The 22,465-nt window shown below is 62.9% G+C and carries 24 protein-coding genes and 1 pseudogene; 14 read left to right on the forward strand and 11 right to left on the reverse strand.

Annotated elements, in window-relative coordinates; all coding sequences use genetic code 11:
• Positions 1 to 177: pseudogene (locus BSG09_RS20130) on the reverse strand (RNA-guided endonuclease TnpB family protein); the annotation flags it as partial.
• 289 nt (positions 178 to 466) lie between these two features.
• On the opposite strand from BSG09_RS20130, the gene BSG09_RS20770 reads away from it, so the two are divergent.
• The 3 genes from BSG09_RS20770 (at position 467) to BSG09_RS20140 (ending at position 4,031) form a co-directional block, all read left to right on the forward strand.
• A complete protein-coding gene (locus BSG09_RS20770) occupies positions 467 to 640 on the forward strand; it encodes a DUF7556 family protein (protein WP_175542174.1) in 174 nt (57 codons plus the stop codon).
• 164 nt (positions 641 to 804) lie between these two features.
• Positions 805 to 3,774: a bacterio-opsin activator domain-containing protein gene (locus tag BSG09_RS08500; protein WP_092932119.1), complete on the forward strand. Its 2,970-nt coding sequence runs from the start codon at positions 805 to 807 to the stop codon at positions 3,772 to 3,774.
• A 116-nt stretch (positions 3,775 to 3,890) separates the two neighbouring features.
• The gene (locus BSG09_RS20140) at positions 3,891 to 4,031 is read left to right on the forward strand and encodes a rubrerythrin-like domain-containing protein (RefSeq protein ID WP_008014164.1); all 141 of its coding nucleotides are present in this window, start codon (positions 3,891 to 3,893) and stop codon (positions 4,029 to 4,031) included.
• A 33-nt stretch (positions 4,032 to 4,064) separates the two neighbouring features.
• On the opposite strand, the gene BSG09_RS08505 is transcribed toward BSG09_RS20140, so the two are convergent.
• The 5 genes from BSG09_RS08505 to BSG09_RS08525 form a co-directional block, all read right to left on the reverse strand.
• Positions 4,065 to 4,694, reverse strand: coding sequence for a phosphoribosyltransferase (locus tag BSG09_RS08505; RefSeq protein WP_092932121.1), 630 nt, complete (start codon positions 4,692 to 4,694; stop codon positions 4,065 to 4,067).
• 75 nt (positions 4,695 to 4,769) lie between these two features.
• Positions 4,770 to 5,201 carry a universal stress protein gene (locus BSG09_RS08510; protein ID WP_092932123.1) on the reverse strand — a complete coding sequence of 144 codons (432 nt, stop codon included), beginning with the start codon at positions 5,199 to 5,201 and terminating at the stop codon, positions 4,770 to 4,772.
• Positions 5,202 to 5,255: 54 nt separating this feature from the next.
• The gene (locus tag BSG09_RS08515; RefSeq protein WP_092932125.1) at positions 5,256 to 5,936 is read right to left on the reverse strand and encodes a class I SAM-dependent methyltransferase; all 681 of its coding nucleotides are present in this window, start codon (positions 5,934 to 5,936) and stop codon (positions 5,256 to 5,258) included.
• Between the two features lie 169 nt (positions 5,937 to 6,105).
• Positions 6,106 to 6,600, reverse strand: a complete 495-nt coding sequence (locus BSG09_RS08520; protein WP_092932127.1) for a hypothetical protein — start codon at positions 6,598 to 6,600, stop codon at positions 6,106 to 6,108.
• Positions 6,601 to 6,859: 259 nt separating this feature from the next.
• On the reverse strand, positions 6,860 to 7,603 hold the full coding sequence (locus BSG09_RS08525; protein ID WP_092932129.1) for an SDR family NAD(P)-dependent oxidoreductase: 744 nt from the start codon (positions 7,601 to 7,603) through the stop codon (positions 6,860 to 6,862).
• 146 nt (positions 7,604 to 7,749) lie between these two features.
• Between BSG09_RS08525 and BSG09_RS08530 the strand changes: the two genes are divergently transcribed.
• The gene (locus tag BSG09_RS08530) at positions 7,750 to 8,817 is read left to right on the forward strand and encodes a pyridoxal-phosphate-dependent aminotransferase family protein (RefSeq protein ID WP_092932131.1); all 1,068 of its coding nucleotides are present in this window, start codon (positions 7,750 to 7,752) and stop codon (positions 8,815 to 8,817) included.
• Between the two features lie 212 nt (positions 8,818 to 9,029).
• Positions 9,030 to 10,868: a carbon starvation CstA family protein gene (locus BSG09_RS08535; protein ID WP_092932133.1), complete on the forward strand. Its 1,839-nt coding sequence runs from the start codon at positions 9,030 to 9,032 to the stop codon at positions 10,866 to 10,868.
• A 106-nt stretch (positions 10,869 to 10,974) separates the two neighbouring features.
• Here the strand turns inward: BSG09_RS08535 and BSG09_RS08540 are convergent, their stop codons facing one another.
• Entirely contained in the window at positions 10,975 to 11,583 is a 609-nt protein-coding gene (locus BSG09_RS08540; protein ID WP_092932135.1) for a hypothetical protein, read from the reverse strand.
• A gap of 227 nt (positions 11,584 to 11,810) precedes the next feature.
• On the opposite strand from BSG09_RS08540, the gene BSG09_RS08545 reads away from it, so the two are divergent.
• The gene (locus BSG09_RS08545) at positions 11,811 to 12,050 is read left to right on the forward strand and encodes a hypothetical protein (RefSeq protein ID WP_092932137.1); all 240 of its coding nucleotides are present in this window, start codon (positions 11,811 to 11,813) and stop codon (positions 12,048 to 12,050) included.
• Between the two features lie 22 nt (positions 12,051 to 12,072).
• Here BSG09_RS08545 and BSG09_RS08550 read toward each other — a convergent pair whose 3' ends face one another.
• Entirely contained in the window at positions 12,073 to 12,297 is a 225-nt protein-coding gene (locus BSG09_RS08550; RefSeq protein WP_092932139.1) for a hypothetical protein, read from the reverse strand.
• A 127-nt stretch (positions 12,298 to 12,424) separates the two neighbouring features.
• Here BSG09_RS08550 and BSG09_RS08555 point away from each other — a divergent pair, with 127 nt between their 5' ends.
• Both BSG09_RS08555 and BSG09_RS08560 read left to right on the forward strand, forming a co-directional pair.
• Positions 12,425 to 12,745, forward strand: coding sequence for a hypothetical protein (locus BSG09_RS08555; protein WP_092932141.1), 321 nt, complete (start codon positions 12,425 to 12,427; stop codon positions 12,743 to 12,745).
• Positions 12,746 to 12,848: 103 nt separating this feature from the next.
• Positions 12,849 to 13,052 (forward strand): hypothetical protein, encoded by a 204-nt coding sequence (locus tag BSG09_RS08560; protein WP_092932143.1) that lies wholly within the window; start codon positions 12,849 to 12,851, stop codon positions 13,050 to 13,052.
• On the opposite strand, the gene BSG09_RS08565 is transcribed toward BSG09_RS08560, so the two are convergent.
• On the reverse strand, positions 13,053 to 14,309 hold the full coding sequence (locus BSG09_RS08565; protein ID WP_092932145.1) for a CobW family GTP-binding protein: 1,257 nt from the start codon (positions 14,307 to 14,309) through the stop codon (positions 13,053 to 13,055). It lies immediately after the preceding gene.
• Positions 14,310 to 14,383: 74 nt separating this feature from the next.
• Here BSG09_RS08565 and BSG09_RS08570 point away from each other — a divergent pair, with 74 nt between their 5' ends.
• The 4 genes from BSG09_RS08570 (at position 14,384) to BSG09_RS08585 (ending at position 18,649) form a co-directional block, all read left to right on the forward strand.
• On the forward strand, positions 14,384 to 14,680 hold the full coding sequence (locus BSG09_RS08570) for a hypothetical protein (RefSeq protein ID WP_006179832.1): 297 nt from the start codon (positions 14,384 to 14,386) through the stop codon (positions 14,678 to 14,680).
• A complete protein-coding gene (locus BSG09_RS08575) occupies positions 14,680 to 15,654 on the forward strand; it encodes an ArsA family ATPase (protein ID WP_092932147.1) in 975 nt (324 codons plus the stop codon). The genes BSG09_RS08570 and BSG09_RS08575 overlap by 1 nt, the downstream gene beginning before the upstream one ends.
• 90 nt (positions 15,655 to 15,744) lie before the next feature.
• A complete protein-coding gene (locus tag BSG09_RS08580) occupies positions 15,745 to 16,944 on the forward strand; it encodes a redox-regulated ATPase YchF (RefSeq protein WP_092932149.1) in 1,200 nt (399 codons plus the stop codon).
• A 67-nt stretch (positions 16,945 to 17,011) separates the two neighbouring features.
• On the forward strand, positions 17,012 to 18,649 hold the full coding sequence (locus tag BSG09_RS08585; RefSeq protein ID WP_092932151.1) for a spermidine synthase: 1,638 nt from the start codon (positions 17,012 to 17,014) through the stop codon (positions 18,647 to 18,649).
• A 32-nt stretch (positions 18,650 to 18,681) separates the two neighbouring features.
• On the opposite strand, the gene BSG09_RS08590 is transcribed toward BSG09_RS08585, so the two are convergent.
• Complete coding sequence (locus BSG09_RS08590) at positions 18,682 to 19,476, reverse strand: helix-turn-helix transcriptional regulator (RefSeq protein ID WP_092932153.1); 795 nt, start codon at positions 19,474 to 19,476, stop codon at positions 18,682 to 18,684.
• A gap of 237 nt (positions 19,477 to 19,713) precedes the next feature.
• Between BSG09_RS08590 and BSG09_RS08595 the strand changes: the two genes are divergently transcribed.
• Complete coding sequence (locus BSG09_RS08595; RefSeq protein ID WP_092932155.1) at positions 19,714 to 20,700, forward strand: DMT family transporter; 987 nt, start codon at positions 19,714 to 19,716, stop codon at positions 20,698 to 20,700.
• A gap of 37 nt (positions 20,701 to 20,737) precedes the next feature.
• On the opposite strand, the gene pth2 is transcribed toward BSG09_RS08595, so the two are convergent.
• Positions 20,738 to 21,076 (reverse strand): peptidyl-tRNA hydrolase Pth2, encoded by a 339-nt coding sequence (gene pth2 / locus BSG09_RS08600; protein ID WP_092932415.1) that lies wholly within the window; start codon positions 21,074 to 21,076, stop codon positions 20,738 to 20,740.
• Positions 21,077 to 21,245: 169 nt separating this feature from the next.
• Between pth2 and BSG09_RS08605 the strand changes: the two genes are divergently transcribed.
• Positions 21,246 to 22,418, forward strand: a complete 1,173-nt coding sequence (locus BSG09_RS08605; protein WP_092932157.1) for an MFS transporter — start codon at positions 21,246 to 21,248, stop codon at positions 22,416 to 22,418.
• Positions 22,419 to 22,465: the final 47 nt, after the last annotated feature.

The raw sequence follows: 22,465 nt of genomic DNA on the forward strand, positions 1-22,465 counted from the left end.
CTCCGACTTCAGTTCGGCTTCATCGGGAATCTCACCGTCTTCATCCCACCGTTCTTGGATGTAGTAGCGACCGACGTTCCACAGTTTCGATGCTGCGAACCCGCACTCGTCGAGGTCGTCACGAATCTGCGTGTGATTCGTGATGCGTGCGACGTAGGTGCGGGTTGTCTCCAGCATCGTACTGTGTTCATAATCAGTTATGAAACAGAGGATGTTAGAGGCTATGTTTGACGTGGAATATCCGGCCCTGTCGGTATCGGTGGAACGGGTCACTGAGTGACGGCGCGTATCCACGGCCTGAAGGCCGTGGTATTGCGCCTGTTCCACCTATAACCCTTCCGACTGTTACCTGCATCCGGTTATACCATCTCGATTTATACGAAATGAAGCCATATACATTGTGGTTTGATCATCTATCGAGTTAGTTTCGGAACGTTCATCACTGCTGTCGGTATACGATCGAATAATGACACCCGAAGCGACGTCGGCTGGACGGCAGGTGGACACGTCGAGCGACATCGTAGCAGCGATCGACGAGATCGATGGTCGATCACACCTCGTCATCGCCGATATTGCTCGAGACGACGCTTGGGTTGCGATGTCCACGGACGGTGCCGTAACCGTAGACGACTATCGGTAACCGCTTCGGTCACAACTGGTCGTAGAGCACACAGTCAGTTCCACTCATACCTCAGCTCTGAGGTCATTGGGCCAGCGCCACGCTTTTCGAATCGCGTTCCGAGTGGTAGCAATCGCTTGCCTCGAGCGATGGGTTGTAGCCGCGGGAGCGCCTACTCGTAACGAATGGCTTCCGCACGGACGCTCGACGACGCCCGCCTCCTCGTTGCCGAGCCATCCGACTCGAATCGCGTTCTCTCGCCTGCGCTTGCAGACGAGACACGCACAGTGACTGCCGTCTCGACCGTCGACGGAGCACTCGAGCGACTCGAGACCGAATCTATTGATTGTCTGCTGACTGCACAGTCGCTTGCCGACGGTGAGACGGGACTCGAACTCTGCAAGCGCGTACGCGAGCGCGATCCCGAGTTCCCGATCGTGCTCGCGCCAGCCGACGGTGACGAAACGCTTGCTAGCGCGGCAATCGCGGCCGACATCTCGGCGTACGTTCCCCGCGCGAACACGACCGATCCGGCGGCCGCGGACTGCCGGACGGCCATCGAGCAAGCGCTCGCGGACGGACACGAGCGCCGTCGACTGCGAGACCGCGCTCGTCAGTTCGACGCAATCTTCGAGGATTCGGAGGCGTATGCGTGGGTGCTCGAGCCAGATGGCACCGTTCAGCAGGCCAACGACCCCGCGCTTGCGGCGATCGACGCGACTGCGGGCGACGTTCGCGGCCGCCGGCTGTCGGCACTTCCCTGGTGGCAGTCGATCGGAGACGGTGGGGCTGCGATCGAGGGTGCGATCGAACAGGCGGCGGCCGGCACGGTCGCCCACCGTGAACTGACACGCCATCGCGCCGACGCCGCGGGGACTTCCGACCGCGGCGGAACCGATACGACCGACGAGCCCACCACCTTCGAGGTAACCATCCGTCCGGTTCACGACGAGTCGGGCACCGTCGTCTCGCTGCTCGCACGGGCAACCGACGTCACCGAACGTGCCCGCCTCGAGCGAGAACTCCGTGAATCCGAGGAACTTCATCGGGTGACGCTCAACAACATGACCGACACCGTTCTCATCACGGACGACGATGGAGCGTTCACCTACGTCTGTCCGAACGTCCACTTCATCTTCGGCTACACTGACGACGAGATCCACGAGATGGGAACGATCGACGAACTGCTCGGCTCGGACCTCTTCGATCGCGAAGAACTCGCGGAGACCGGCGTACTGACCAACATCGAGTGTACGGCGACCGGTCGGGCGGGCCGAGAGCACACGCTGCTGGTCAACGTCCGCGAGGTCTCGATCCAGGGCGGGACGATCCTCTATAGCTGTCGTGATATCACGACACGCAAGCACCGCGAAGCGGCGCTGACAGCATTGCATCGAACGACGCGAAAACTCCTGTACGCCGAAACCGACCGTGAGATCGCCGATATCGTCGTCGACGACGCAGCGGATGTGCTCGATCTCGAGGCCAGCGCTGCCTACCTGTTCGACACCGACGAGAACGTGTTACGGCCGGCCGCATCCTCGTCGGGGATCGAGCGGATACACGGGCCGGCTCGCGACCACCGGGCATCCGAGGACAGCATCCCCGGTCGGGTCTTCGTCGACGGAGAAACGCGGTTCTTCGCAGACGTTCACGACTCCCCGTTACTCTCGAATCCTGAAACCGATCTACGAAGTGCTGCGTATGTTCCACTTGGCGACCACGGCGTCTTCGTGGCGGGATCGAGCGAGTCGGGGGCGTTCGACGACGTTTCCCGGGAGCTGACTGACCTGCTGGCGGCGACCGCAGAAGCGGCACTCGACCGACTCGAGCGCGAGCGAACGCTGCGCGAGCGCGATCGTGAACTCAAGCGGCGGAATCGACAGCTCACGCGCGTCAATCGAATCAACGAGATCATCAGGGAGCTCGATCAGGCGCTGGTCCGGGCAGAAACCCGCGAAGAAATCGAACACGCCGTCTGTGACCGGCTCACGACCGCCGACCGGTTTTCGTTTGCCTGGATCGGCGCTCGGGAGGCTGGCGGCGAGCGCCTCGAGTCGCGGGCACAAAGCGGCACGATCGACGGCCAGGAGTACATAGACACTGTCTCGCTTGCGCTTGCGGACGCGAGCGAGCCGGCCGTCAGGGCGGCAACCGACCGCGAGGCGACCGTCATCTCGAACGTCGCCGACGGACTTCGTGACGCCCCGTGGCGGTCGACGGCCCTCGCCTGCGGGTATCAGTCGGCTATGAGCGTGCCACTGGCTTACGACGACTTCGCCTACGGCGTGTTGACCGTCTATGCGGATCAACCTGACGCGTTCGACGACATGATCCACGCCGTCCTCGCAGAACTCGGCGAGACGATCGCCGCCGCGATCGCGGCGGTCGAGCGCAAACACGCACTGCTGTCGGATGCACGCACGCGACTCGAATTCGACGTAACCGACGAGACGTTCCTCTTTGCCCGGCTCGCCCGACAGGCCGACTGTACCGTCTCGTTCGACGGCGGTGTTCGCCAGCACGACGACAGCGCGTCGGTGTTCGTGACAGTCGACGGTGCCTCGCCGGACGCCGTCGCGGCTGTGGCCGCGGATCTCGTCGGCGTCGAGCGTGCACAGGTCATCAGCAGCGACGGACGCACAGACGGAGCCGGCAGCGAGGCGGACACCCCCGACACGAATGAGAACGAGGCTGCCGGGACGATCCGGCTGCAGCTCTCACGGCCCGTCTTCGCCCTCCAACTCGCGGATCACGGTATCGTGTTACGAGGTGTCGAGGCAACCCCCTCGAGCGTGCGAGTCGTCGTCGACGTACCGAGTTCCGCCGACGTTCGGGAGAGCGCCGATATCGTCTCGAAAACGTTTGCGGACGCCGACCTCCGATCGAAACAGACCGTCGAGCGGATGTCGCCGCGGGATTTCCGGTCGACGCTGCGCGACCGACTCACCGACCGCCAGCTCGAGGTCGTTCAGGTCGCCTACTACGGCGGCTACTTCGAGTCGCCACGCGAACAGTCGGGCGAAGATGTCGCCGCGGCCCTCGAGATCTCTCCCGCGGCGTTCTACCGGCACGTCCGGACCACCCAACGGAAGCTCTTCGACATCGTCTTCGACGAACTCGGCGTTCCGTCGGCGCTGTCTACTGGTGGTTGAATATTGAACCCCTTTCTCCTGTCGACGCTAGATAACTGACGGATAGGTTCATCCTAATATCCCTATTATTCCTAAATGCATCGGCCACCAGAGCTAACCCGTCCATCGTCTCTCCCATGAAAGACATCAAACTCGACCCGAAGACGGAATCGACATATGAGTGTTTCAACTGTGGAACCGTCGTCCACGCAACTGCGCCCGATTCTTGTCCAAACTGCGGTGCGGAGATGCGGAATCGCCGGACACCGATCGAATAGCCCGATCCGCTGCGATCGTTCTGCCCGCTAGCATCAGCCGTCTCGATCGAGATACGCGATCGCTTCTTCATCGGTCACCTGTCCAAAATTCCGGTAGTACTGGCCAACAGCACGGAAATCCGCTGGTGTCTGCACGGCGATCACCTCATCGGTCTCGCGCTCGAGTTCGTCGATCGCTCGGGGTGAGCCGACGGGGACGGCCAGCCCGACCCATTCCGCGCCGCTCTCTTGGACCTGTCGGAGGCAGGCGGTTGCGGTCGCCCCTGTCGCAACGCCGTCGTCGACGACGGCGACCCGCTTTCCCTCCAGCTCCGGTAATCCTTCCGTCTCACGGTACCGGGCTGCCTTTTCCCGTGCGTTGTCCGCTTCTTCGGCTCGGACCTCCTCGAGATATTTCTCGGAGACGTCGATCCGTGTGATCAGATCGTCGTTGTACCAGACGCTGCCGTCGCTGGCGACCGCACCCAGGGCGAGTTCGGGATTCCCCGGTGCGCCCAGCTTGCGTGCGACGACGACGTCGAGGTCGGCAGCAAGTGCATCCGCGACCGGTCGCGCGACGGGTAAGGCACCGCGTGGAATCCCGAGGACGACGTCGATATCGAGGTCACGGCGCTCGAGTTCCGCGGCGAGTCGTTCGCCGGCATCGGTTCTGTCGTCGAACATGGTCTATCGTGATCCTATGATCGCGACGCACTATGGGTTTGTGTCGCATGCACTGGTCGAGTGGAACCCGATCCGCTACTGTTCGTGAACGACGACCACTGTCATCGGCGCGCGGCGAACGACCGTCTCGGAGACGCTACCGAGCATCACCCGATCGACGCCGTGGCGACCATGGCTACCGATGACGATCTGATCGAACGCCTCGTCGACGGCGTACTCGACGACCTCCCGGGACGGCTTGCCTGTTTTGACGACCGTCTCGATCTCGATGTCCTCCTCGGCCGCCGTCTGTGCAGCCGCTTCCAGTAGCTCTTCGCCGTGTGCCATTGCATTGTCGTAGCCCGGCACTTTCGTCGTCGAATCGGAAAATGCCGTCCAGTAACCCTCCGGCACCTGCACGACGTGAACTGCCGTGATCGACGACTCGGGAAACTCCTCGAGCGCGTACGCGAGCGCTGCGTTGGCCTGCGGGGAGCCGTCGATCGCGACCAGCGTCTTCCGTTTCATGCGCTCTGTTACCACAGGAGCGGACTTAACGACGATTCCCCGATTCCCTGTCAGTCAGTCTCTCATGAGACTCGAGAGAAGCGACCGATCCGGCGGCTGTCGCCGTCGAAGCCGCCCGCGGACGATCGGGGTCGCTGGAAACACCCCGACGTTTGCACGCTCGACGTCGAGAACCTCGAACGCGTCGTGGTCAACAAAGCGTGCGACCGTCTCGCGGTTTAACTGACAGCCGCCGGCCGCACGCGACCACAGCGGCGTCAGCGCGTCCTGTGCTCGTGCACGCCAGCCGTCGTTGCGAACGTGCTCGAGAAAGCGCAGCTCCCCGCCCGGCCGCAGGACGCGGGCGACTTCATCGAGAGCCGCGTTAAAGCCTGGAATCGTACAGAAGACCAGACTCGAGAGCACGGTGTCGAAGCTATTGTCAGCGTAGGGCAGTGACTCGCCGCGCGCGTCACGGAGGTGCACCTGCACGTCGGCCGCCTCTGCCTTGCGAGTGGCCCGCCGTCGCATCTTCGGGTCTGGTTCGATCGCGTGATACTCGAGGCCGCCATCGGCGACGTCGTCGACGTACGGAATCATCGCGCCGGTACCCGCGCCGAGATCGAGGACGGGTCCGGAGAGATCGGCCACGAGGTACTCGCGATGAGGACCGATCACGAAGCGGTCCGGCAGCCGATCGTACAGCGCCGCGAACAGGTCGCTGTCGGTCGCGTGCCGTCGGTCGCAGTCAGCCATGTTCGTACTCGGTCATCTACGGTGGCTCGAGTGATATACTGTTGGACGACGCCGGGATTCTCTCGTCGATAAAAGATAGTTATCCGGGCAGGGGCTCAATTTCTCCGGATGTTAGCGGGATTGATCGGTTGACTCTGGAACGTCTCTCGGCCAATATCGCTGTTGGTTTTCAATCAGACCCGCTGTACTCTTCGTCTGCAATCACTGCGAAACCCAATAACCCATACCCAATAGCGAGTGGGAGTAATCTGATCCTGTAGGGACAGGTGAATGCGCAGGCTCCCGGTTGCGAGTCAACGAGTAGGGTCGGGCCGACCATTCCTATGTCAATGGCGAATTTGATATTTCGCCACTGCTCGTAATTTTCTGGGATTGGACATGCGCCACTGGTACACCCGAGGAACAACGTCATCGCTCCCCAGAGGAGAAACGCCGTTCCAATAGTGGCTCGCCACGGGCGCGTCGAGAGCCACCCCACATAGGAGCCGACGAGAAGGAGCAGTCCCGGCCCGATCACATAGTTGTAAGCGAACCCACTTACTGGCCCAAGAAACTCCACCGGAAGCAGAGCGTTGAGAACCATCGTAGCGATAATGCCCGTGAGGCCAATCCAGAGACCAAGAACGCGGGCGAAATCATCCTGATACGGCCTACTGTCAGTCATCTCCGGTGCAACGGCAACCCGTCCTGCGGTTGCACCGGGAACTCGTTACAGCAGACCGTATGAAACCTGCGAAGGTTCCGAGTAGCAGTCATATCCGTGGATACCTCTCGAATAGTGATTTTCACTTGCTAAGCTTATAGTTAACTTTGCCGTCATGAAACACGCAGCTGTACTTATCCTGCCATTCACCGGAGAAGACGCTGTAATCCACACCAGCGAAGACTGCTATGTAACCCTCTCCCCTCCTAACGAGCCCCCGTCACTCTAATCGACGTTCCCACTCGTCGGCGGCCATCGATTCGCCGGTGACGCCGTCGGGTCCCTGCGCGAGCAAGCGCGTGGCCGCGTCGTTCATCACGTCTGGCTCGAGAATCTCGTCCCGTTCCGATTCCGGCAGGTGATCCCAGAAACCGGTTTCGACGCGGCCGCCGGGGTCGATGGCGTTGACAGTGATGCCATCGTCCTCGAGTTCGGCGGCCTGTGTTCGGGTCAGTCCCTCGAGTGCCCACTTCGAGGCGACGTACGGGCCCCACTTCGCTGCACCGCGCCGACCCAGTCCCGACGAGACGTTGATGATGGTCCCGCGTCCGTTGTCGATCAGTTCGGGGACGACGTACTTCGAGAACAGGAACACGCCGGTCACGTTCACGTCCAGAATCTGCCGGAAGTCTGTAGTGTCGACCTCGTGAAGCACGCGCTGTTCGCCGTACATGTTCAACAGCCCGATACCGGCGTTGTTCACGAGGCCGGTTACGGTGCCGTACTCCTCGATCGTTGCGTCGACGACGGCGCGAACCGCGTTCTCGTCGGTAACGTCCGCCGGCGCGACGAGCGTCTTGCCAGCCGCGTCGGCTACGTCGGCGGCGACCGTCTCGAGGTTGGCCTCATTGCGAGCGGTCACCACGACGTTCGCCCCCTCGCGAGCGAACCGCTTCGCCATCGATGCGCCGAGTCCCTGGCTTGCGCCGGTGACGATGACCGTCTCTCCGCCGAGTAGCGTCATGCCCGCAGCTACCGTCGCAGAGAACTTAAAAAGGAGTCCACCACAGCCAGTTCGGCTCCCGCTCCGACGGCGGTAGCCCGAGCACCCACGCAAGACACAGCACCGTCTCGAGTGGTTTTATGCCCGAACGCAGCGGTAGCCTCCGTATGAGCGACGATCGACTCCGCATGACGCCGGGTCCGACAGAGGTCCCGGCAGCCGTCCGCGAGCGGATGAGCGAGCCACTGCCGAATCCTGACGTCGAACCCGAGTTCTTCGCGTTCTATCGCGACCTGCTCGAGAAACTCGCGGCGATCTACGGCGACGACGAGATTGCCATCCTCGGCGGTGAGGGAATTCTCGGACTCGAGGCCGCCATCGCGTCGCTGGTCGAACCGGGCGACCGGGTGCTGTGTATCGCAAACGGCCTCTACGGCGAGGGATTCGCTGATTTCGTCGAGATGGCCGGCGGCGAGGCGGTCGTCTGTGATGCGCCGTGGCGCGAGCCGCTCGATCTTGCGGCGATCGAATCCCACCTCGCAGCCGACTCGTTCGACGTGGCGACGATGGTCCACTGCGAGACGCCGACGGGCGTCCTCAACGACATCGAACCGGTCCTCGAGGCCCTCGACGACCACGACGTCATCAGCATTGTCGACGCCGTCTCCTCGCTGGGCGGGACGGCGGTCCCAACCGACAAAATCGACGTCTGTCTCGGTGCCTCCCAGAAGTGTTTCAGCGCGCCGCCGGGGCTGACCGTCTGCTCGATCAGCGACCGCGCGTGGGACAAAATCGAATCCTTCGAGACGCCGAGTCTCTACACCGACCTCGAGCCGTGGCGCGACGCCGCCGACGAGGAGTGGTTCCCCTACACGCACCTCGTGTCGAACCTCTATGGGCTCGATACCGCGATCGATCTGCTGCTCGAGGAAGGCCTCGAACACGTCTTCGAGCGCCACGAGCAGGCTGCAGCACACTGCCGCGATCGGGCGGCCGATCTCGGGTTGTCGCTGTACCCCGACGAGGCGCAGCCGTCACCGACCGTGACGGCCCTCGAGATTCCAGGACGGGCGCAAGCAGTCCAGTCGACGTTGGCCGACGACCATGATATCGTCCTTGCGACCGGCCTTGGCGATCTTTCCGACGACATCCTCCGGATCGGCCACATGGGACACAACGCGCGTCTCGACCGCGTCGACCGGACGATGGACGCGCTCGCGGCCGTTCTCGAGTAGCGCCACACGCAACTGGCCATCACCTTCGTACTGGCCGGCATGCAATGAGCAATTCGTGACAAGAAATACGTCGACCTCTGTCGGTAGGACAAAATCCCCATATATAATGGCATTCATGCATCATTTAAGCTTGAAACAGACAGCCAACGCCCCCAAATAAAAACAAACAACAATTAAGGTTATTCGACCCGCTTCAGTTGTATAGAGGTACCATGACACAAGTAATATGGATCATTGCGGCAGTACTGGTGACGTTTACCGCCGGCTATGTGGGGTATTCGCGATATCTGACACGGTTCGTCGAACTTGACGAGGACGCGAAAACACCCGCACACAAATACGAGGACGGGCAGGAGTACGTCCCCTCGAAAAAACCGGTGTTGTTGGGGCATCACTACTCGAGTATCGCAGGTGGGGCACCGATCGTCGGTCCGATTACGGCCGGTGCAATCTGGGGGTGGGTGCCCGCGTTGCTGTGGATCGCCATCGGGAACCCGCTGATGGGCGCTGTTCACGACTTCGTCTCGCTGTCGGGCAGTCTCCGCCACGAGGGGAAGTCGATCGGCTACATGATCGGCGAGTACGTCGGCGAGAGCGGCAAGAACATGTTGCTGTGGTTCGCGTTCCTGACGATTGTGCTCGTCGTCGCGGTGTTCGCACTGGTCGTCGCGATCGTCTTCAACGCGTACCCACAGGTCGTCACAGCATCGTTGCTCTACATTGGCCTGGCGCTGGTATTCGGCGTTTATCTCTACCAATTCAATGGCCCGTTCATCCCGGGAACGATCGTGTTCGTCGCCGGGGTCTTCGTTTCCGTCTGGGTCGGTCTCCAGTATCCGCTGGCACTGTTCGCTGGCGACTACCCGGCTGGGACGATCGTGTTGTTCGGCGGAGCCGGCAACTGGGTGCCCGGCGCGGGTGCACTCGGCGGGAACACTGCAGCGTGGATTCCCTTCGTCATGGTCTACGCTGCGATCGCGAGCGCGCTGCCCGTGTGGGTGTTGCTCCAGCCGCGTGACTACCTGTCGTCGTTCCTGCTGTACACCGGGGTCGGCGGCGCGACCGTCGCGATCATCGTCGGGACGTTCCTCGGGACGTCGTCCCAGTCGCTCGTCATCGATAGCTCCATCGGTGCGTTCGAAGGCTTCTGGGGCGTCGAAGAAGCCGGGTTAGCACCGCTGTTCCCACTGCTATTCATTACGATCGCCTGTGGGACGATCAGTGGGTTCCACTCGCTGGTTTCCTCGGGGACGACTGCCAAACAGCTCGACAAGGAGACCGACGCCCGGCTGATCGGCTACGGTGGCATGCTCGGCGAAGGGCTCCTCGCAGCCGTCGCTCTCTCGACGCTTGCGGTCGCCGGCTTCGCCGATCCCGAGGGTGGGATCGGTGCTGCGCTGCCAAACTTCGCCGAAGGCGGCGGCATCATCTTGACGAGTCTCGGCGTCTCCGAGTCTGTTGGTGCCGTGTTCATGGCGCTGGTGCTCTGTAGCTTCCTGCTGACCTCGACGGACACGGCCGTCCGTCTGGGCCGGTACATGATGGAAGAGATCGTCGGCACGCCCGCTGGACGGACTGACACGGGACTGAGCGCCGATCCCGCGTCGTTCTTCCGCGGCCGGTACACGAACCCGATTATTCAGGTCGTCCCCGCATACCTGCTGGTCGTCTCCGGGCAGTGGGTCGTCCTCTGGCAGCTCTTCGGTGGGGCAAACCAGCTGCTTGCGGCACTGGCGCTGCTGACCGCGACCGTCTGGCTGGCAAATTGGGACGACAGCAAACAGCTCGTGTCCACCGGCGTCCCGATGGCGATCATGGTGGTGATTACCATCCTCGGACTGTCGATCTTGGTGTTCTACGAGAACCTGTACCTGAACCTGCTACAGGGTGGCGCTGGCTCGCTCGAGGCGATGCTCTCGTCGGCCGTCCAGATGGTGATCGGGCTCGTGCTCATCGTTCTGGCGCTGGCACTCGTCAGGCTGGGGTACAGAAACATTAGCAACGTCCGTCGTGGCCCCGAGACGCCTGCCGCCGAACCGGGCGACGACTAACGACCTGCGGACGATCCGTTTTTCCAGCCACGTTCGTTCGTTGCTGAACGCTGCTACTGCCAGAACGAGAGTCCTCGACCTCGACGGCTGCATTGTCACGCGATCGTTATTGCCAGAAGCGTCTCGCGAACCGCGAGAGAAAGCCCTCCTCGGGAGTCGTCACGTCGTCCCAGAGGGTAAACGCCTCCGCGACATCGGCAGCCTCGCTGGCGACGTGGGTCTCCTTCTCGGGGACGACAACGACCAGATTGACTTCGTAGTGGCCGTGGTAGCCGAACTTCAGTAACGTCCGGTCGCGAAAGCCATCGACGAACTCGCGGATGTCGTCAGGCAACTCGTCGGCAGCGAGGACGAACGTGAAATCCGTCCCGAAGTGTTCCTCGTCGGCGACGACGTGTTCGTCCGCCAGGTCGTGGCCGAGCTCGACGAGGCGCTCGAGCCCTGCCACCGTCGGCGTCGATTCGCGTCTGGCAAAGAGGTATTCTTCTGCTTCGTGGTCGGCGTAACTCAACGCCGGGTGAAAGAACTGCTTCTGGCTGCGCACGCGCATCTCGCCGTAGAGGGCCCACCGCTGGCCGCCAGCGCGATGGTCTTTCTCGAGATCGTAGTTGTACATCAGCCGGTCGGAGACCCGATCGAGATACTCGTCGTCCCAGTCTGGGACGGCCTCGCGGATCTCCACCGGTAGCTCCGCTGGCGTCGCTTTTTCGCTCATCGTGTCCCGGTGGTGAGTGACGGTGGCCGTTCACAACCCGGCGCTCGAGCTGTTCTATCCAGTTTCGTGACCTGTTCTCCCATACCACTGGTTGCCGTCGGAATGGCAAATACCCGTCGGTGATCGGACTCGATACGGTAGCCGATCGACCCCGCGTCCCGACTCCTTGCCCCACTCGGTCGGCAGGTTTTAGCCCTCGGAGACGTACTATTGTGCAAGGGATACGCATGGGAGGAAAGAAAACCGAAGCCTGTGGCCGCTGTTCCATGTCGACGGTCGTCGACATCGCGTCGTCCAGCGACGACGGTGACGGCGACGCCGAGGTGACCGACGCTCGAGATCCGTTCGGCGACGCCGCGATCGAGGTCGACGACGAGACGCTCCGGCGCGTCTCGCCGGGTGCCTGGATGGAACGGCTGACCGAGCGACTCGACGACCTCGGTCGGCGGCTCATCTACGGTCGCTAATTCAGCGCAGCCGTCGCTCGGCTCAGGACATCGTCACGAGATACGTCATCGCAAACAAAAGGATCGCAGCCGTCGCGACGTTGACGACCCCGAACTCGAGAAAGCCCAGATACGACAACCCCCAGACGATCGTCCAGCCAAAGAGCGTCGACAAGACGGCATTCATCACGAGCAGGACTCGAGGGTCTCCCTCCGAGGAGTCCACACCGGCCTCGAACCCATCCACGTCGGCATCGCCATCGCTCATACAGGGAGACGACGCCATCGCTACTTAACTGTTCGTCGGCAGCAGTTCACCAACACCTGCGGCCACTCCATTCGGAACCGACGCGATCACGGTATAGCTCTTTGCTCCTTGAGAACGAACGGCGCGTATGCACCTTCGCAATCGTCACGGGACACCCGTCGATCCCGTTCCATTCGTCGTGGTCGTCGGGCTCACGTTCATGGTCCTGCTGTCGTTCGGTCCGCTGTACGGACGGGAGCTGGGGTTGGCCCTCGAGACGGCGATCGTGCTCTCGGCAGCACTATTCGCGCTCACCGTTATCGTCGCCTTTTATCGACAGGTCTGGACGTTTCGTCCGGAGACGGCAGACAACGTCCCGTCGTCGGTCCGCGCCGAGCGACTGTTCTATCTGATCCCGATTCTCACAGCACTCATCATCGCACTTTCAATTCCGCTACTGCTCAGGTAATCGGACACCAATGTGGCGATAGGGTTCCGTCGCGACCCTGCGATCATGCATCCGTGATACATACCCGCATAGCGTTATTGTCATCCCCGGCGAATAGCCGACTATGGGACTCATCGAGTCGCTGAAAACGGCTTTCGCGTCATCAGCGCCGAACGACCGTCCCGACGACGGCTCCAACGGCGCGTACTGGTGTGACGACTGCGACATCCGGATCAGAGACGTCGATCTCGAGGGAGAACCAGTTTGTCCGAATTGCGAAACCGAGATGCGCTTCGAGCGCTCGACCGGCCGGAGCTGTGCGTGCTAATCAGGGCTCGCGGAGGACGATGTCCGCGTCCTGCTCGTCTGGGAAGGGGCCCTCGAGCGATACGTCCCACTCCTCGTCGGTGACGAGGGCGTCCTCGAGGGCCGCCCGGAGCGCCGATTCGTCGTAGTCGGTGCCGATAAAGACGAGTTCGGTGCGTCGATCGCCGTGCTCGTCGTGCCATTCGAGGTCGGGACGGTTCGATCGATACATGTCGCGTTCGATTTCGGGCAGGCTCGCGATCCAGGGGCCCTGCGCGGTGGCGCGGATCGATGGCCCGGCCTGGGCGATCGCGACCCGCATGTCGTTGTCGGCGATCCAGGCAGTTCCCTTCGCGCGGACGATCGCCGGCGGGAGGTCCTCGAGAAACGCGGCGAATCGATCGGGGTGGAACGGTCGGCGGCGGCGGTAGACAAAGGAGGTGACGCCGTAGACCTCGTCGGGGTGGTGATGGCCGTGATGGTCGTCGTGATGGGTGTCGCCGCCGTGACTGTGCTCGTCGTGAGTTGCGGTCGTTTCGTGGCTGTGATCGTCGTCGGCTGACTCGAGTGCGCGCTTCCAGCCTGGCAGGTCGTTTACTCGGCTGGGGTCGAACCGCTCCGCGCCGAGCAGCCGATTGGGGTCGACTGCCGAAAATTCGGTGCGGATCGTCTCGGCGTCCGGTTGCAGTGCCCCGACGAGTTCGTCGGCCTCTGCGAGCTGTTCGTCGGTGCAGAGATCGGCCTTGTTGAGCAAGACGACGTTCGACACCTCGACTTGTTCGACGAGCAGGTCCGACAGCGGGCGATCGCCTTCGCTGCCCTGTCGTTCCGGCGTTCCCTCGCCCGCGAAGGCCTCGAGAAACGCGGGCGTGTCGAGGACGGTCACCAGTGTATCGACGTCGTATCGGGCTGCGACGCGGGATTCAGTCGTAAACAGCCGCGCGACGGGAGCGGGCTCGGAGATGCCCGACGACTCGACGATGAGGTGATCAAATGAGCGGTCGCGGGCCAGCCGGACCACGGCGGTCTCGAGGTCATCCTGGAGTTCACAGCAGATACAGCCGTTCGAGAGTTCGGCGACGCCGTCGTCGAGTTCGAGTTCCGATCCCTCCGCGACGAGTTCGGCGTCGACGTTGACTTCGCCCATATCGTTGACCAGAACGGCCAGCGTCCGGTCGCCAGCGTTCGACAGCAAGTGGTTAAGCAGCGTCGTTTTGCCAGCACCCAGACTGCCCGAGAGAACTGTTACCGGGATTTCCCCATCCGTATCCGTCTCCATATCTCGCTTCAGGGGCCACAGCGTCTTGAAAGCGAGCCACGAGAGTTTTGAGCGTTCGGCACCCAGAGACAGGCATGGATCTGGCCGACCGGATCGACGCGTTTCGTGAGACGCTCGAAGAGTGGTTGCGAGGGCTCTATCACGGCATGATCTCGCATCCGGCCTACGAGAAAATCGAGAAGGAAGCCGAGGACGCCGAGGACGCCTTCATTCTGGCGTGTTTCCCGGACGCTTTCGGCATTCCGTCACCGGTTTCGTACTACACAGCCGAACTGCTTCCGTATCTCGAAGACGAGTTCGAGGCGTGGGAACGGCGGCTGTGGGACCGTGGCACGTATCTCGAGCGCAAGGGCCAGCAGTACCACTTCTAATGGAGCCATTCGTCTTCTTCGGTGGGAAAGGCGGCGTCGGCAAAACGACCGTCTCGTGTGCCTATGCGCTGCGCTGTGCGCGCGCCGGCCAGCGGACGCTTGTCGTCTCGACCGACCCTGCTCACTCCGTCACCGACGTGTTCGACCAGCCGTTCGACGACTCTCCACAGCCGGTCGACGGCGTCGACGGACTCGACGCAATGCAGATTGACCCCGAGGACGAAGTCACCCGTCACCTAGACGAGATCCGCCAGGACCTCTCCGAGCAAGTGTCGGCGTCGATGGTCAACGAGATCAACCGCCAACTCGAGATGGCCCACGGCACGCCAGGCGCCTACGAATCGGCGCTGTTCGATCGCTTCGTCGACGTAATGCGCGACTCGGACGCGTACGACCGCGTCGTCTTCGACACTGCGCCATCGGGGAGCACGCTCCGGCTGCTTGGCTTGCCAGAACTGCTCGAGGGGTGGATCGACCGGCTGATGTACAAGCGCCGGACGAGTATCGACCTCTTCGAGAAGGCCGCAATCGGCAACAACGAACCACGCCGCGTGATGGAGGGCGATCCCGTCCTCGCGCGGCTTCAGGAGCGCAAGGAGTTTTTCGAGTTCGCCGGTGGAGCGCTGCACGACGACGCTGCCTTTTTCCTCGTCGTGAACCCGGACGAACTCTCGCTGAACGAGACCGAGCGTGCGATCGCCGACCTTCGGGACAAGGACCTCGAGATTCGCGGTCTCGTCGCCAACAAACTCACGCCGTCGCCCGACCCCGACGAGAACGGCCGCGGCGCACGCTACCTCCGCGAGCGTGTCGCAACGGAGGACGAACGCCTCGAGACGCTCCGATCGGAGTTCGAACCGCCGCTGGTCGCCGAGATCGGCTGGCGGAGTTCGGAGGTGAAGGGCGATCTGTTAGACGACGTCGCCGCAGAGCTCGACATCGAGACGGCCGTCGAACCGCCGACGCACGTCTGATTTGGTGGCCGTTTGGACCCGGCACGTTTACTCATGGCACGCTGAAAGCGGAACAAAACCCGTTTAGCCCGGCCGCTCCAGGGACGAACAATGAGTACGAGTTACCGAATCGGACTCGTCGGCAAACCCTCCGTCGGCAAGTCCTCCTTTTTCAATGCGGCGACGATGAACGACGTGCCCGAGGGGGCCTACCCGTTCACGACCATCGATCCCAGCGTGGGCGAGGCCTACGTTCGTGTCGACTGTGCAGCACCGGAGTTCGACGAGGAGTGTACACCCAACGTCGGCTACTGCGACCACGGGACGCGATTCGTCCCGACGAAACTCGTCGACGTCGCCGGGCTGATCCCCGGCGCACACGAGGGTAACGGCCTTGGGAACCAGTTCCTCTCGGACCTGAACGAAACCGACGTGCTCGTCCACGTCGTCGACTTCTCCGGGAAGACGGACGCCGAGGGCGAACCCACCGAGGGCCACGACCCGCGAGACGACATCGCCTTCCTCGAGGAGGAACTCGACCAGTGGTACCTGGGCGTCCTGAAGAAGGGCATCGAACGCTACGAAACGGGCTACACCACCGAGGACGACGCCATCGAAGAAGAGCTCGCCGAACAGATGAGCGCGTTCAAAACCAACGAAGACGAGATCAAACGTCTCATCCGACGCGTCGACATCGGTTTCGAGCCCGACGAGTGGGAGGAAGCGGACAAACTCGAGTTGGCTCGCGAGATCCGCAAGGAGACCAAGCCGATGGTGATCGCGGCGAACAAGATGGACACCCCCGAGGCACAGGCAAACTACGAGGAGATCACGAACGATCCCGACTACGACCACCTGACGATCGTTCCCTGTAGCGCCCACGCCGAGAAGGCGCTGAAGTCGGCCGACAAGGCCGGCGTCGTCGACTACCGACCCGGCGATAGCGACTTCGAGATCACCGGCGACGTCTCTGGCGATCAGGAACAGGGACTCGAGCAGATTCGAGACTTCCTTGACGAGTTCGGCGCGACGGGCGTACAGGCGGCCCTCGAGACGGCGCTGTTCGACGTCCTCGGCGTGACGCCGGTGTTCCCCGGCGGCGCAAACGGGCTGGGCAACGAACGCGGCGAGGTGCTGCCCGACTGTTATCTGATCCCGCCGAACTCGACCGCGGAGGACTTCGCCTACAGCCTGCATTCGGATATCGGCGACGGCTTCCTGCACGCGATCGACTGCCGGACGAACCGGCAACTGGGTAAGGACTATGAAGTCGAGCCCCGGGACGTGATCGAAGTCATCACGACGAACTGAGACTCGAGAGCCGGCGAGTCCGTACTGTGCCGACAAGTTCTCGTCGCGGGCCCACGTTAGGCCGACAATGAGTATGGGGAAGCCCGCCGCCTTTCGGCCGACGAAACCCGACGTCGCGGTGTTCGTCTCCGGCGTCACGAGCATGGGTCTCGAAATTCTCGCCGGTCGGATCATCGCCCCCCAGTTCGGCAGCAGTATCTACACCTGGGGCAGCATTATCACCGTCTTTCTGGCCGCGCTAAGTCTGGGCTACTGGCAAGGCGGGAAGAAGGCAGCGACGGCGTCGAACCGGCGCATGAGCTGGCTGCTGTTGGGGACGGCGGCATACGTCGCCGTCGTGATCTACGGGAGCGATCAACTGCTGCTCTCGGCATCGGCAATCCCGCTGCCGGCCCGCTATGCCTCACTCCCGGCCGTCATCATGCTCTTCGGGCCGCCAACGTATCTGCTGGGCTTCATTAGCCCATACGCGGCCGAACTCTCCCAGAAGGAGGGGACCGGCGAAGCGTCGGGCCACGTCTACGCCCTCGGCACCATCGGCAGCATCGTCGGCGCGGGCGCGACGACGTACGTCCTCGTTCCCGCACTCGGCATCGATATGATCGGCCTCCTGTTTGGGTTCATCCTCGTCGGGACCGCGTTCGCGCTGACGCTGCCCAGACTCACCCCGAAGCCGGCGTCGGCCAGCGTCGCGATCGCGATCGTGCTCGTCGTCGCGGCTGGCCTCGGCCCGGTCGCGTTCGACCACCGCGGCGACGTCGTCTACCAGACCCAGACGGCCTACCAGGAACTCGAGGTGATCGACGACGGCGACGTTCGGACGCTGTATCTCGATGGCGCACGCCACAGCGCGATGGACCTCGAGGATCCCGACCGACACGTCTTCGAGTACACACGCTACTTCCATCTCCCCATGTTGATGGTCGACGATCCGGACGAGGTCGAGAACGTCCTGTTCATCGGCGGGGGTGGCTACACTGGCCCGAAGGACTTCGAGCGGAAGTACGACGTCGACATCGACGTTGCCGAACTCGATCCAGCAGTGACGCGGACGGCCAAGGAGTACTTCCGCCTCGAGGAAAGCGAGAACCTGACTGCACACACAGAAGACGGCCGGATCTTCCTCCAAGAGACCGACAAGGAATACGACGTGATCGTCCTCGACGCCTATCAGAAGGATCAGGTTCCCATCCACCTCACGCAAGTGGAATTCATGGAACTGGCCGAAAGCCATCTAGATGAGGACGGCGTCTTGCTTGCGAACGTCATTGCCGCACCGAGCGGTCCCGGTTCGGCGTTCTACCGGGCACAGTACAAGACGATCGACGAGGCCTTCGCGTCGACCTACAGCTTCCGCACCTCGAGCTGGGACTCCGTCCAGAACATCGAAATCGCCGCGACAAAAGCCGAGACGAACTTTACCGAGGCCGACGTCGAGACACGAAACGACCAGCGCGACCTGGGAATCGACTTGCGCGGTGAGGTCAGAAACTACATGGACGCGCCAAATACCGACGACGTGCCGCTGCTGACCGAGGATCACGCACCCGTCGACAACCTCCAGGCGTCGACGGTGGGCCAAGAGTACGTCATCGAGCAAACTGGAGAAGACGAGACACAGCCGGAGCCAGCGTCTATCACAGTCGGGCCGGAACTGCCCGCACACGCACGGCCGACATCGGGACTCGAGTCGATACCGGCCTGACTCAACTTCCCCGAGCACGCTGTTGCGACCTGTTACTCCGAAAGTGCGTCGACCTCGAGTGACGTCGCCGTCCGCCAATAGTGATCGAGTGAGTCCTCGGCCCACGCGCGGACGGCGTCGTCGTCGGTGTCGACGGCGGCCCGCAGGATGCCGTTCTCGTCGCGCAAGAGCAGACAGACGTCCGCGTCGACGATCATGATCGCGATCGGGACGCCCTCCTCTCGAACTCTGATCTCGGCGTTGTCGGCCGACAGCAGCGCCTCGAGCTGACCGCGAAGTCCGGACTCGTCGGCCAGCGCGTCGATCGCGTTCTGGCCGAAGACCCCCCTGAAGCGCTGCTCGCCCGCAGTCACACGGTCTCGAACGACGCCTAGCGTCTGCTCGTTGAACGTATGCGAAAACGTCCGGACTTCTTCACCCGTCCGGAGAAACTCGAGCAACCGACTCAGCGGCGCGTTCGGCCGCGTCGCGCTGGGAGTGGTAATCGTCGCGTCCGAAAGCCGCCGCAGGTCGAACTCCATCGCGTGGGTCGGCAAGTAGTCGACGATCTCACGCAGTTTGGCCTCCGTCTCGAGGATCTCCTGGAGATCAGTGAACCCCTCTGCGACCAGTCGCCCCGTCGCGGTCGCGACGTATGCATTGCCGTCGTGTCTGATCCACGACCGGTCCGCAAAGTCACCGAGGATCCGACCCAGCGTCGCCTGCGAGGCTCCAGTCGCCGCAGCTAGTTCGGTCCGCGTGTGTCGCCCGTCCGAGAGCAACCGGAGGACCTCAACGCGATTTGACGACAGTGCGAGAAACTCGATCTCCTCGAGCGCCGATTCCATACGGGTTCTCGTCGCCGCCGCGGCAAATTGGTTTCGCACCGTGCAAGGTTTTCAGAGGGTGCAGCAATAGCAGGGTCTCGGCCGCTTTCTCGGCTCGTCCGCTTTTCTTACTATGAAATGTTTTCTGAATCAAACTATAAACCCGGAGTTCGTACGGTGTAGTATGATCATCTTCGCGATTCGCGCGTCGGCTGCTCTCGAGTCGGCGCAATCGGTCCACACGGGGGTGGCGGGATAATGATGTCCCGTCGCAGTGCCGTCTTCTTCGCGCTCTCGAGTCTGCTCTTCGGTGGGACCTTCGTCGCCGCGAAAGCCGGGCTCGCGTACTTCCCACCACTGCTGTTCGTGGCGCTGCGCTACGACATCGCGGCGGTGGTCATGCTGGCGTACGTCGGGCTGACCGGTTCGCGGTCGGCGCTGCTCCCGCAGAGTCGCGGCGACGTTGCCAGCATTCTCGCGACCGGCGTCCTCGCGATCGGGGTGACGAACGCCTTGCTGTTCGTCGGCCAGCAGTACGTCTCGAGTGCCGTCTCCTCGATCATCTACAGTCTCAACCCGATCATGACGCCGGTGTTCGCCGCGGCGTTGCTCTCTGATGAACGCCTCTCTCAGCGCGGCGCGGCCGGGATGGGACTTGGCCTCGTCGGCGTCGGCCTCGTGGTCAGCCCGGATCCCGCAAATCTGCTGGCGGGAGCCGTCGGTAAGGGCATCCTCTTCGCCGCCGCGATCAGCGCCGCATTGGGTGCCGTGTTGATCCGCCGGGCCGACAGCGACCTCTCGAGTCCGGTCCGCGTCGCTTGGGGGCTGCCCTTCGCCGCAGCGCTGAGTCACCTGCTGGCCTGGGCAAGCGGCGAGTCGGCGGCTGCGATCACGTGGACGACCGAGGCGCTGCTGGCGCTTGGCTACGTGAGTGTCTTCGCTGGTGCCATCGCCTACGTCGCCTACTTCGGGCTTATCGATTCGGCCGGCGCGATCCGCGCGAACCTGATCTTCTACGTCGTGCCCGTCGTCTCGACGCTCGGCGGCTGGGCACTGCTCGGTGAGACGATCGATGCGCTCGCGATCGCCGGCTTCCTGACGATCTTCGCCGGCTTCGCCGTGCTCGGCAGCAAGTCGATCGATATCGGCTCGCTGCTCCCGGATGTCGGCTCCGACGTGGCGTCCTCGTCTGCCGACGGCGAGTCGGTCGTCAGGGAGGAACCGCGGGGCTACCGCTCGGACTGATTCGCTGGCGCTCGAGGCGCTCACTGTGGATCGGCAATCAGAACAGCGACAGTTCGCCGGTCACGCTGTCGACACGATCGTCGGCTGCCGGGCCGACGGCGAGCGCGGTGACCGTGCCGGGCTCGAGTTGGGTGTGGCCGGCGTCGCGGATGAGCGCGTTGGGGATGCCGTTACTGTCGGCGATCTCCGAGAGTTCGTGTAGTTGTCGTTCGCTCTTGCCTTTGAGGACGACCTTTTTTTGGCCGCCCTGTTTCCACTGGGATTGTAGCTGGCTATCTGCCTTTTCGTATGCCGACAGCGACGCGTGGGCGACCTGTGCGGCGAGTTTCCCCTGTCCCATGCCGATGTCGGTTCGAGCGACGATGGCCTGTTTCATAGCCGACTCGAGGATGGGGACACCTTTACTTGTACCTATACTGACGCCGGGAGCAAGACGGCCCGACAGGTTCGGTTCGCTGTCGATCCGACCAGTCACGATCGGGCAGCTTCGACTGACAGTCCAGACGACGAGAGCATTGATATGGTAGTGGACACCACACCGGACCATGCAGGAGCGTCGTCGGGTTCTCGTCGTGACGTCGGTCGCGCTGTTCTTCTCGGTACTGGTCTGGTTCAACTATTCGGCGGTACTGCCTCTGATCGTCGAGGAGTGGGGCCTCTCTGGGACTGAAGCGGGGATCGTGTTCGGCGCACTTCAGGCGGGCTATCTCGTTGCGATCGTTCCTGCCGGCGTGCTCGCGGATCGCTACTCGCCGCGGTGGGTGATCGCCGTCGGCGCGACCGGGACCGCCCTCCCGAGTCTCGCGTTCGCCGCGGTCGCTGACGGTCTCCTCGTCGGCACTGCCTTACGATTTCTCTCCGGGCTCTTCGTCGCCGGTGTCTACGTTCCGGGCATGCGCTTTGTCAGCGATTGGTTTCCCGAAGTGACGCGCGGTCGGGCGCTTGGACTCTACATCGCCACCTACGAACTCGGCAGCGGCTTCTCGTTCGTCTTTGCGACGATCGCCGCGGAGGCAGTCGACTGGCGGCTTGCGATTGCCGCCACGAGCGTCGGCGCGCTGTTCGTCGCGCCGATGATGCTCGGCTTGACTCGCGACAGCCCTGAGCGGACGACATCGGCGACCGGCGGATTCGATGTCTCGGTCCTCCGAAACCGGGAGTACCTCGCTGCGGTCAGCATCTACTCGTGGCACAACTGGGAGCTATTCGGCGTCCGCAACTGGTTGCTGGCCTTCCTCGTGGCGACGCCGGCGTTCGTGGCGACCGACTCGGCGGTCCTGCCGGGGCTGGTCGTCGGTGCAATGATTGCCATGAGCGGCGTCGGCAACGCCGCCGGTGGCTGGCTCAGCGACCGCGTTGGCCGGCCACAGACGATCGCCGCCGGTCTCGGTGCCAGTACCGTCCTGAGTGCGACGTTCGGCCTCCTCGGTGGACTGCCGCTGTCGGCGCTCGTCGCCGTGACACTCGCCTACGGCGTCGTCCTCGCGCTCGATAGCGCGCCCACGTCGACGCTCGTCACCGAGGTCGTCGCCGACGAACACGTCGGCACCGCGCTGTCGGTCCAGTCGCTGGCTGGCTTTTCGACGACGGTCGTCTCACCGATCGTCTTCGGACTGGCACTCGACCGTGGCGGCTACGCCGCGGCGTTTCCGACGCTCGCCGCCGGTGCGTTGCTTGGATTGCTGTCAGTCGGTGCGCTCGTGTGGCTCGAGCGATAACGGCTCGAGCGAGTTCAGACCGAGTCGTCGCCCGTCGCCACTCTGCA

It is taken from the genome of Natrinema hispanicum (genome assembly GCF_900111485.1).
Classification (GTDB): Archaea; Halobacteriota; Halobacteria; order Halobacteriales; family Natrialbaceae; genus Natrinema; species Natrinema hispanicum_A.

Coding starts and splice junctions, on each gene's coding strand:
- BSG09_RS20770 (WP_175542174.1), top strand. CDS start 467: ATGACACCCGAAGCGACGTCGGCTGGACGGCAGGTGGACACGTCGAGC.
- BSG09_RS08500 (WP_092932119.1), top strand. CDS start 805: ATGGCTTCCGCACGGACGCTCGACGACGCCCGCCTCCTCGTTGCCGAG.
- BSG09_RS20140 (WP_008014164.1), top strand. CDS start 3,891: ATGAAAGACATCAAACTCGACCCGAAGACGGAATCGACATATGAGTGT.
- BSG09_RS08505 (WP_092932121.1), bottom strand. CDS start 4,694: ATGTTCGACGACAGAACCGATGCCGGCGAACGACTCGCCGCGGAACTC.
- BSG09_RS08510 (WP_092932123.1), bottom strand. CDS start 5,201: ATGAAACGGAAGACGCTGGTCGCGATCGACGGCTCCCCGCAGGCCAAC.
- BSG09_RS08515 (WP_092932125.1), bottom strand. CDS start 5,936: ATGGCTGACTGCGACCGACGGCACGCGACCGACAGCGACCTGTTCGCG.
- BSG09_RS08520 (WP_092932127.1), bottom strand. CDS start 6,600: ATGACTGACAGTAGGCCGTATCAGGATGATTTCGCCCGCGTTCTTGGT.
- BSG09_RS08525 (WP_092932129.1), bottom strand. CDS start 7,603: ATGACGCTACTCGGCGGAGAGACGGTCATCGTCACCGGCGCAAGCCAG.
- BSG09_RS08530 (WP_092932131.1), top strand. CDS start 7,750: ATGAGCGACGATCGACTCCGCATGACGCCGGGTCCGACAGAGGTCCCG.
- BSG09_RS08535 (WP_092932133.1), top strand. CDS start 9,030: ATGACACAAGTAATATGGATCATTGCGGCAGTACTGGTGACGTTTACC.
- BSG09_RS08540 (WP_092932135.1), bottom strand. CDS start 11,583: ATGAGCGAAAAAGCGACGCCAGCGGAGCTACCGGTGGAGATCCGCGAG.
- BSG09_RS08545 (WP_092932137.1), top strand. CDS start 11,811: ATGGGAGGAAAGAAAACCGAAGCCTGTGGCCGCTGTTCCATGTCGACG.
- BSG09_RS08550 (WP_092932139.1), bottom strand. CDS start 12,297: ATGAGCGATGGCGATGCCGACGTGGATGGGTTCGAGGCCGGTGTGGAC.
- BSG09_RS08555 (WP_092932141.1), top strand. CDS start 12,425: ATGCACCTTCGCAATCGTCACGGGACACCCGTCGATCCCGTTCCATTC.
- BSG09_RS08560 (WP_092932143.1), top strand. CDS start 12,849: ATGGGACTCATCGAGTCGCTGAAAACGGCTTTCGCGTCATCAGCGCCG.
- BSG09_RS08565 (WP_092932145.1), bottom strand. CDS start 14,309: ATGGAGACGGATACGGATGGGGAAATCCCGGTAACAGTTCTCTCGGGC.
- BSG09_RS08570 (WP_006179832.1), top strand. CDS start 14,384: ATGGATCTGGCCGACCGGATCGACGCGTTTCGTGAGACGCTCGAAGAG.
- BSG09_RS08575 (WP_092932147.1), top strand. CDS start 14,680: ATGGAGCCATTCGTCTTCTTCGGTGGGAAAGGCGGCGTCGGCAAAACG.
- BSG09_RS08580 (WP_092932149.1), top strand. CDS start 15,745: ATGAGTACGAGTTACCGAATCGGACTCGTCGGCAAACCCTCCGTCGGC.
- BSG09_RS08585 (WP_092932151.1), top strand. CDS start 17,012: ATGAGTATGGGGAAGCCCGCCGCCTTTCGGCCGACGAAACCCGACGTC.
- BSG09_RS08590 (WP_092932153.1), bottom strand. CDS start 19,476: ATGGAATCGGCGCTCGAGGAGATCGAGTTTCTCGCACTGTCGTCAAAT.
- BSG09_RS08595 (WP_092932155.1), top strand. CDS start 19,714: ATGATGTCCCGTCGCAGTGCCGTCTTCTTCGCGCTCTCGAGTCTGCTC.
- pth2 (WP_092932415.1), bottom strand. CDS start 21,076: ATGAAACAGGCCATCGTCGCTCGAACCGACATCGGCATGGGACAGGGG.
- BSG09_RS08605 (WP_092932157.1), top strand. CDS start 21,246: ATGCAGGAGCGTCGTCGGGTTCTCGTCGTGACGTCGGTCGCGCTGTTC.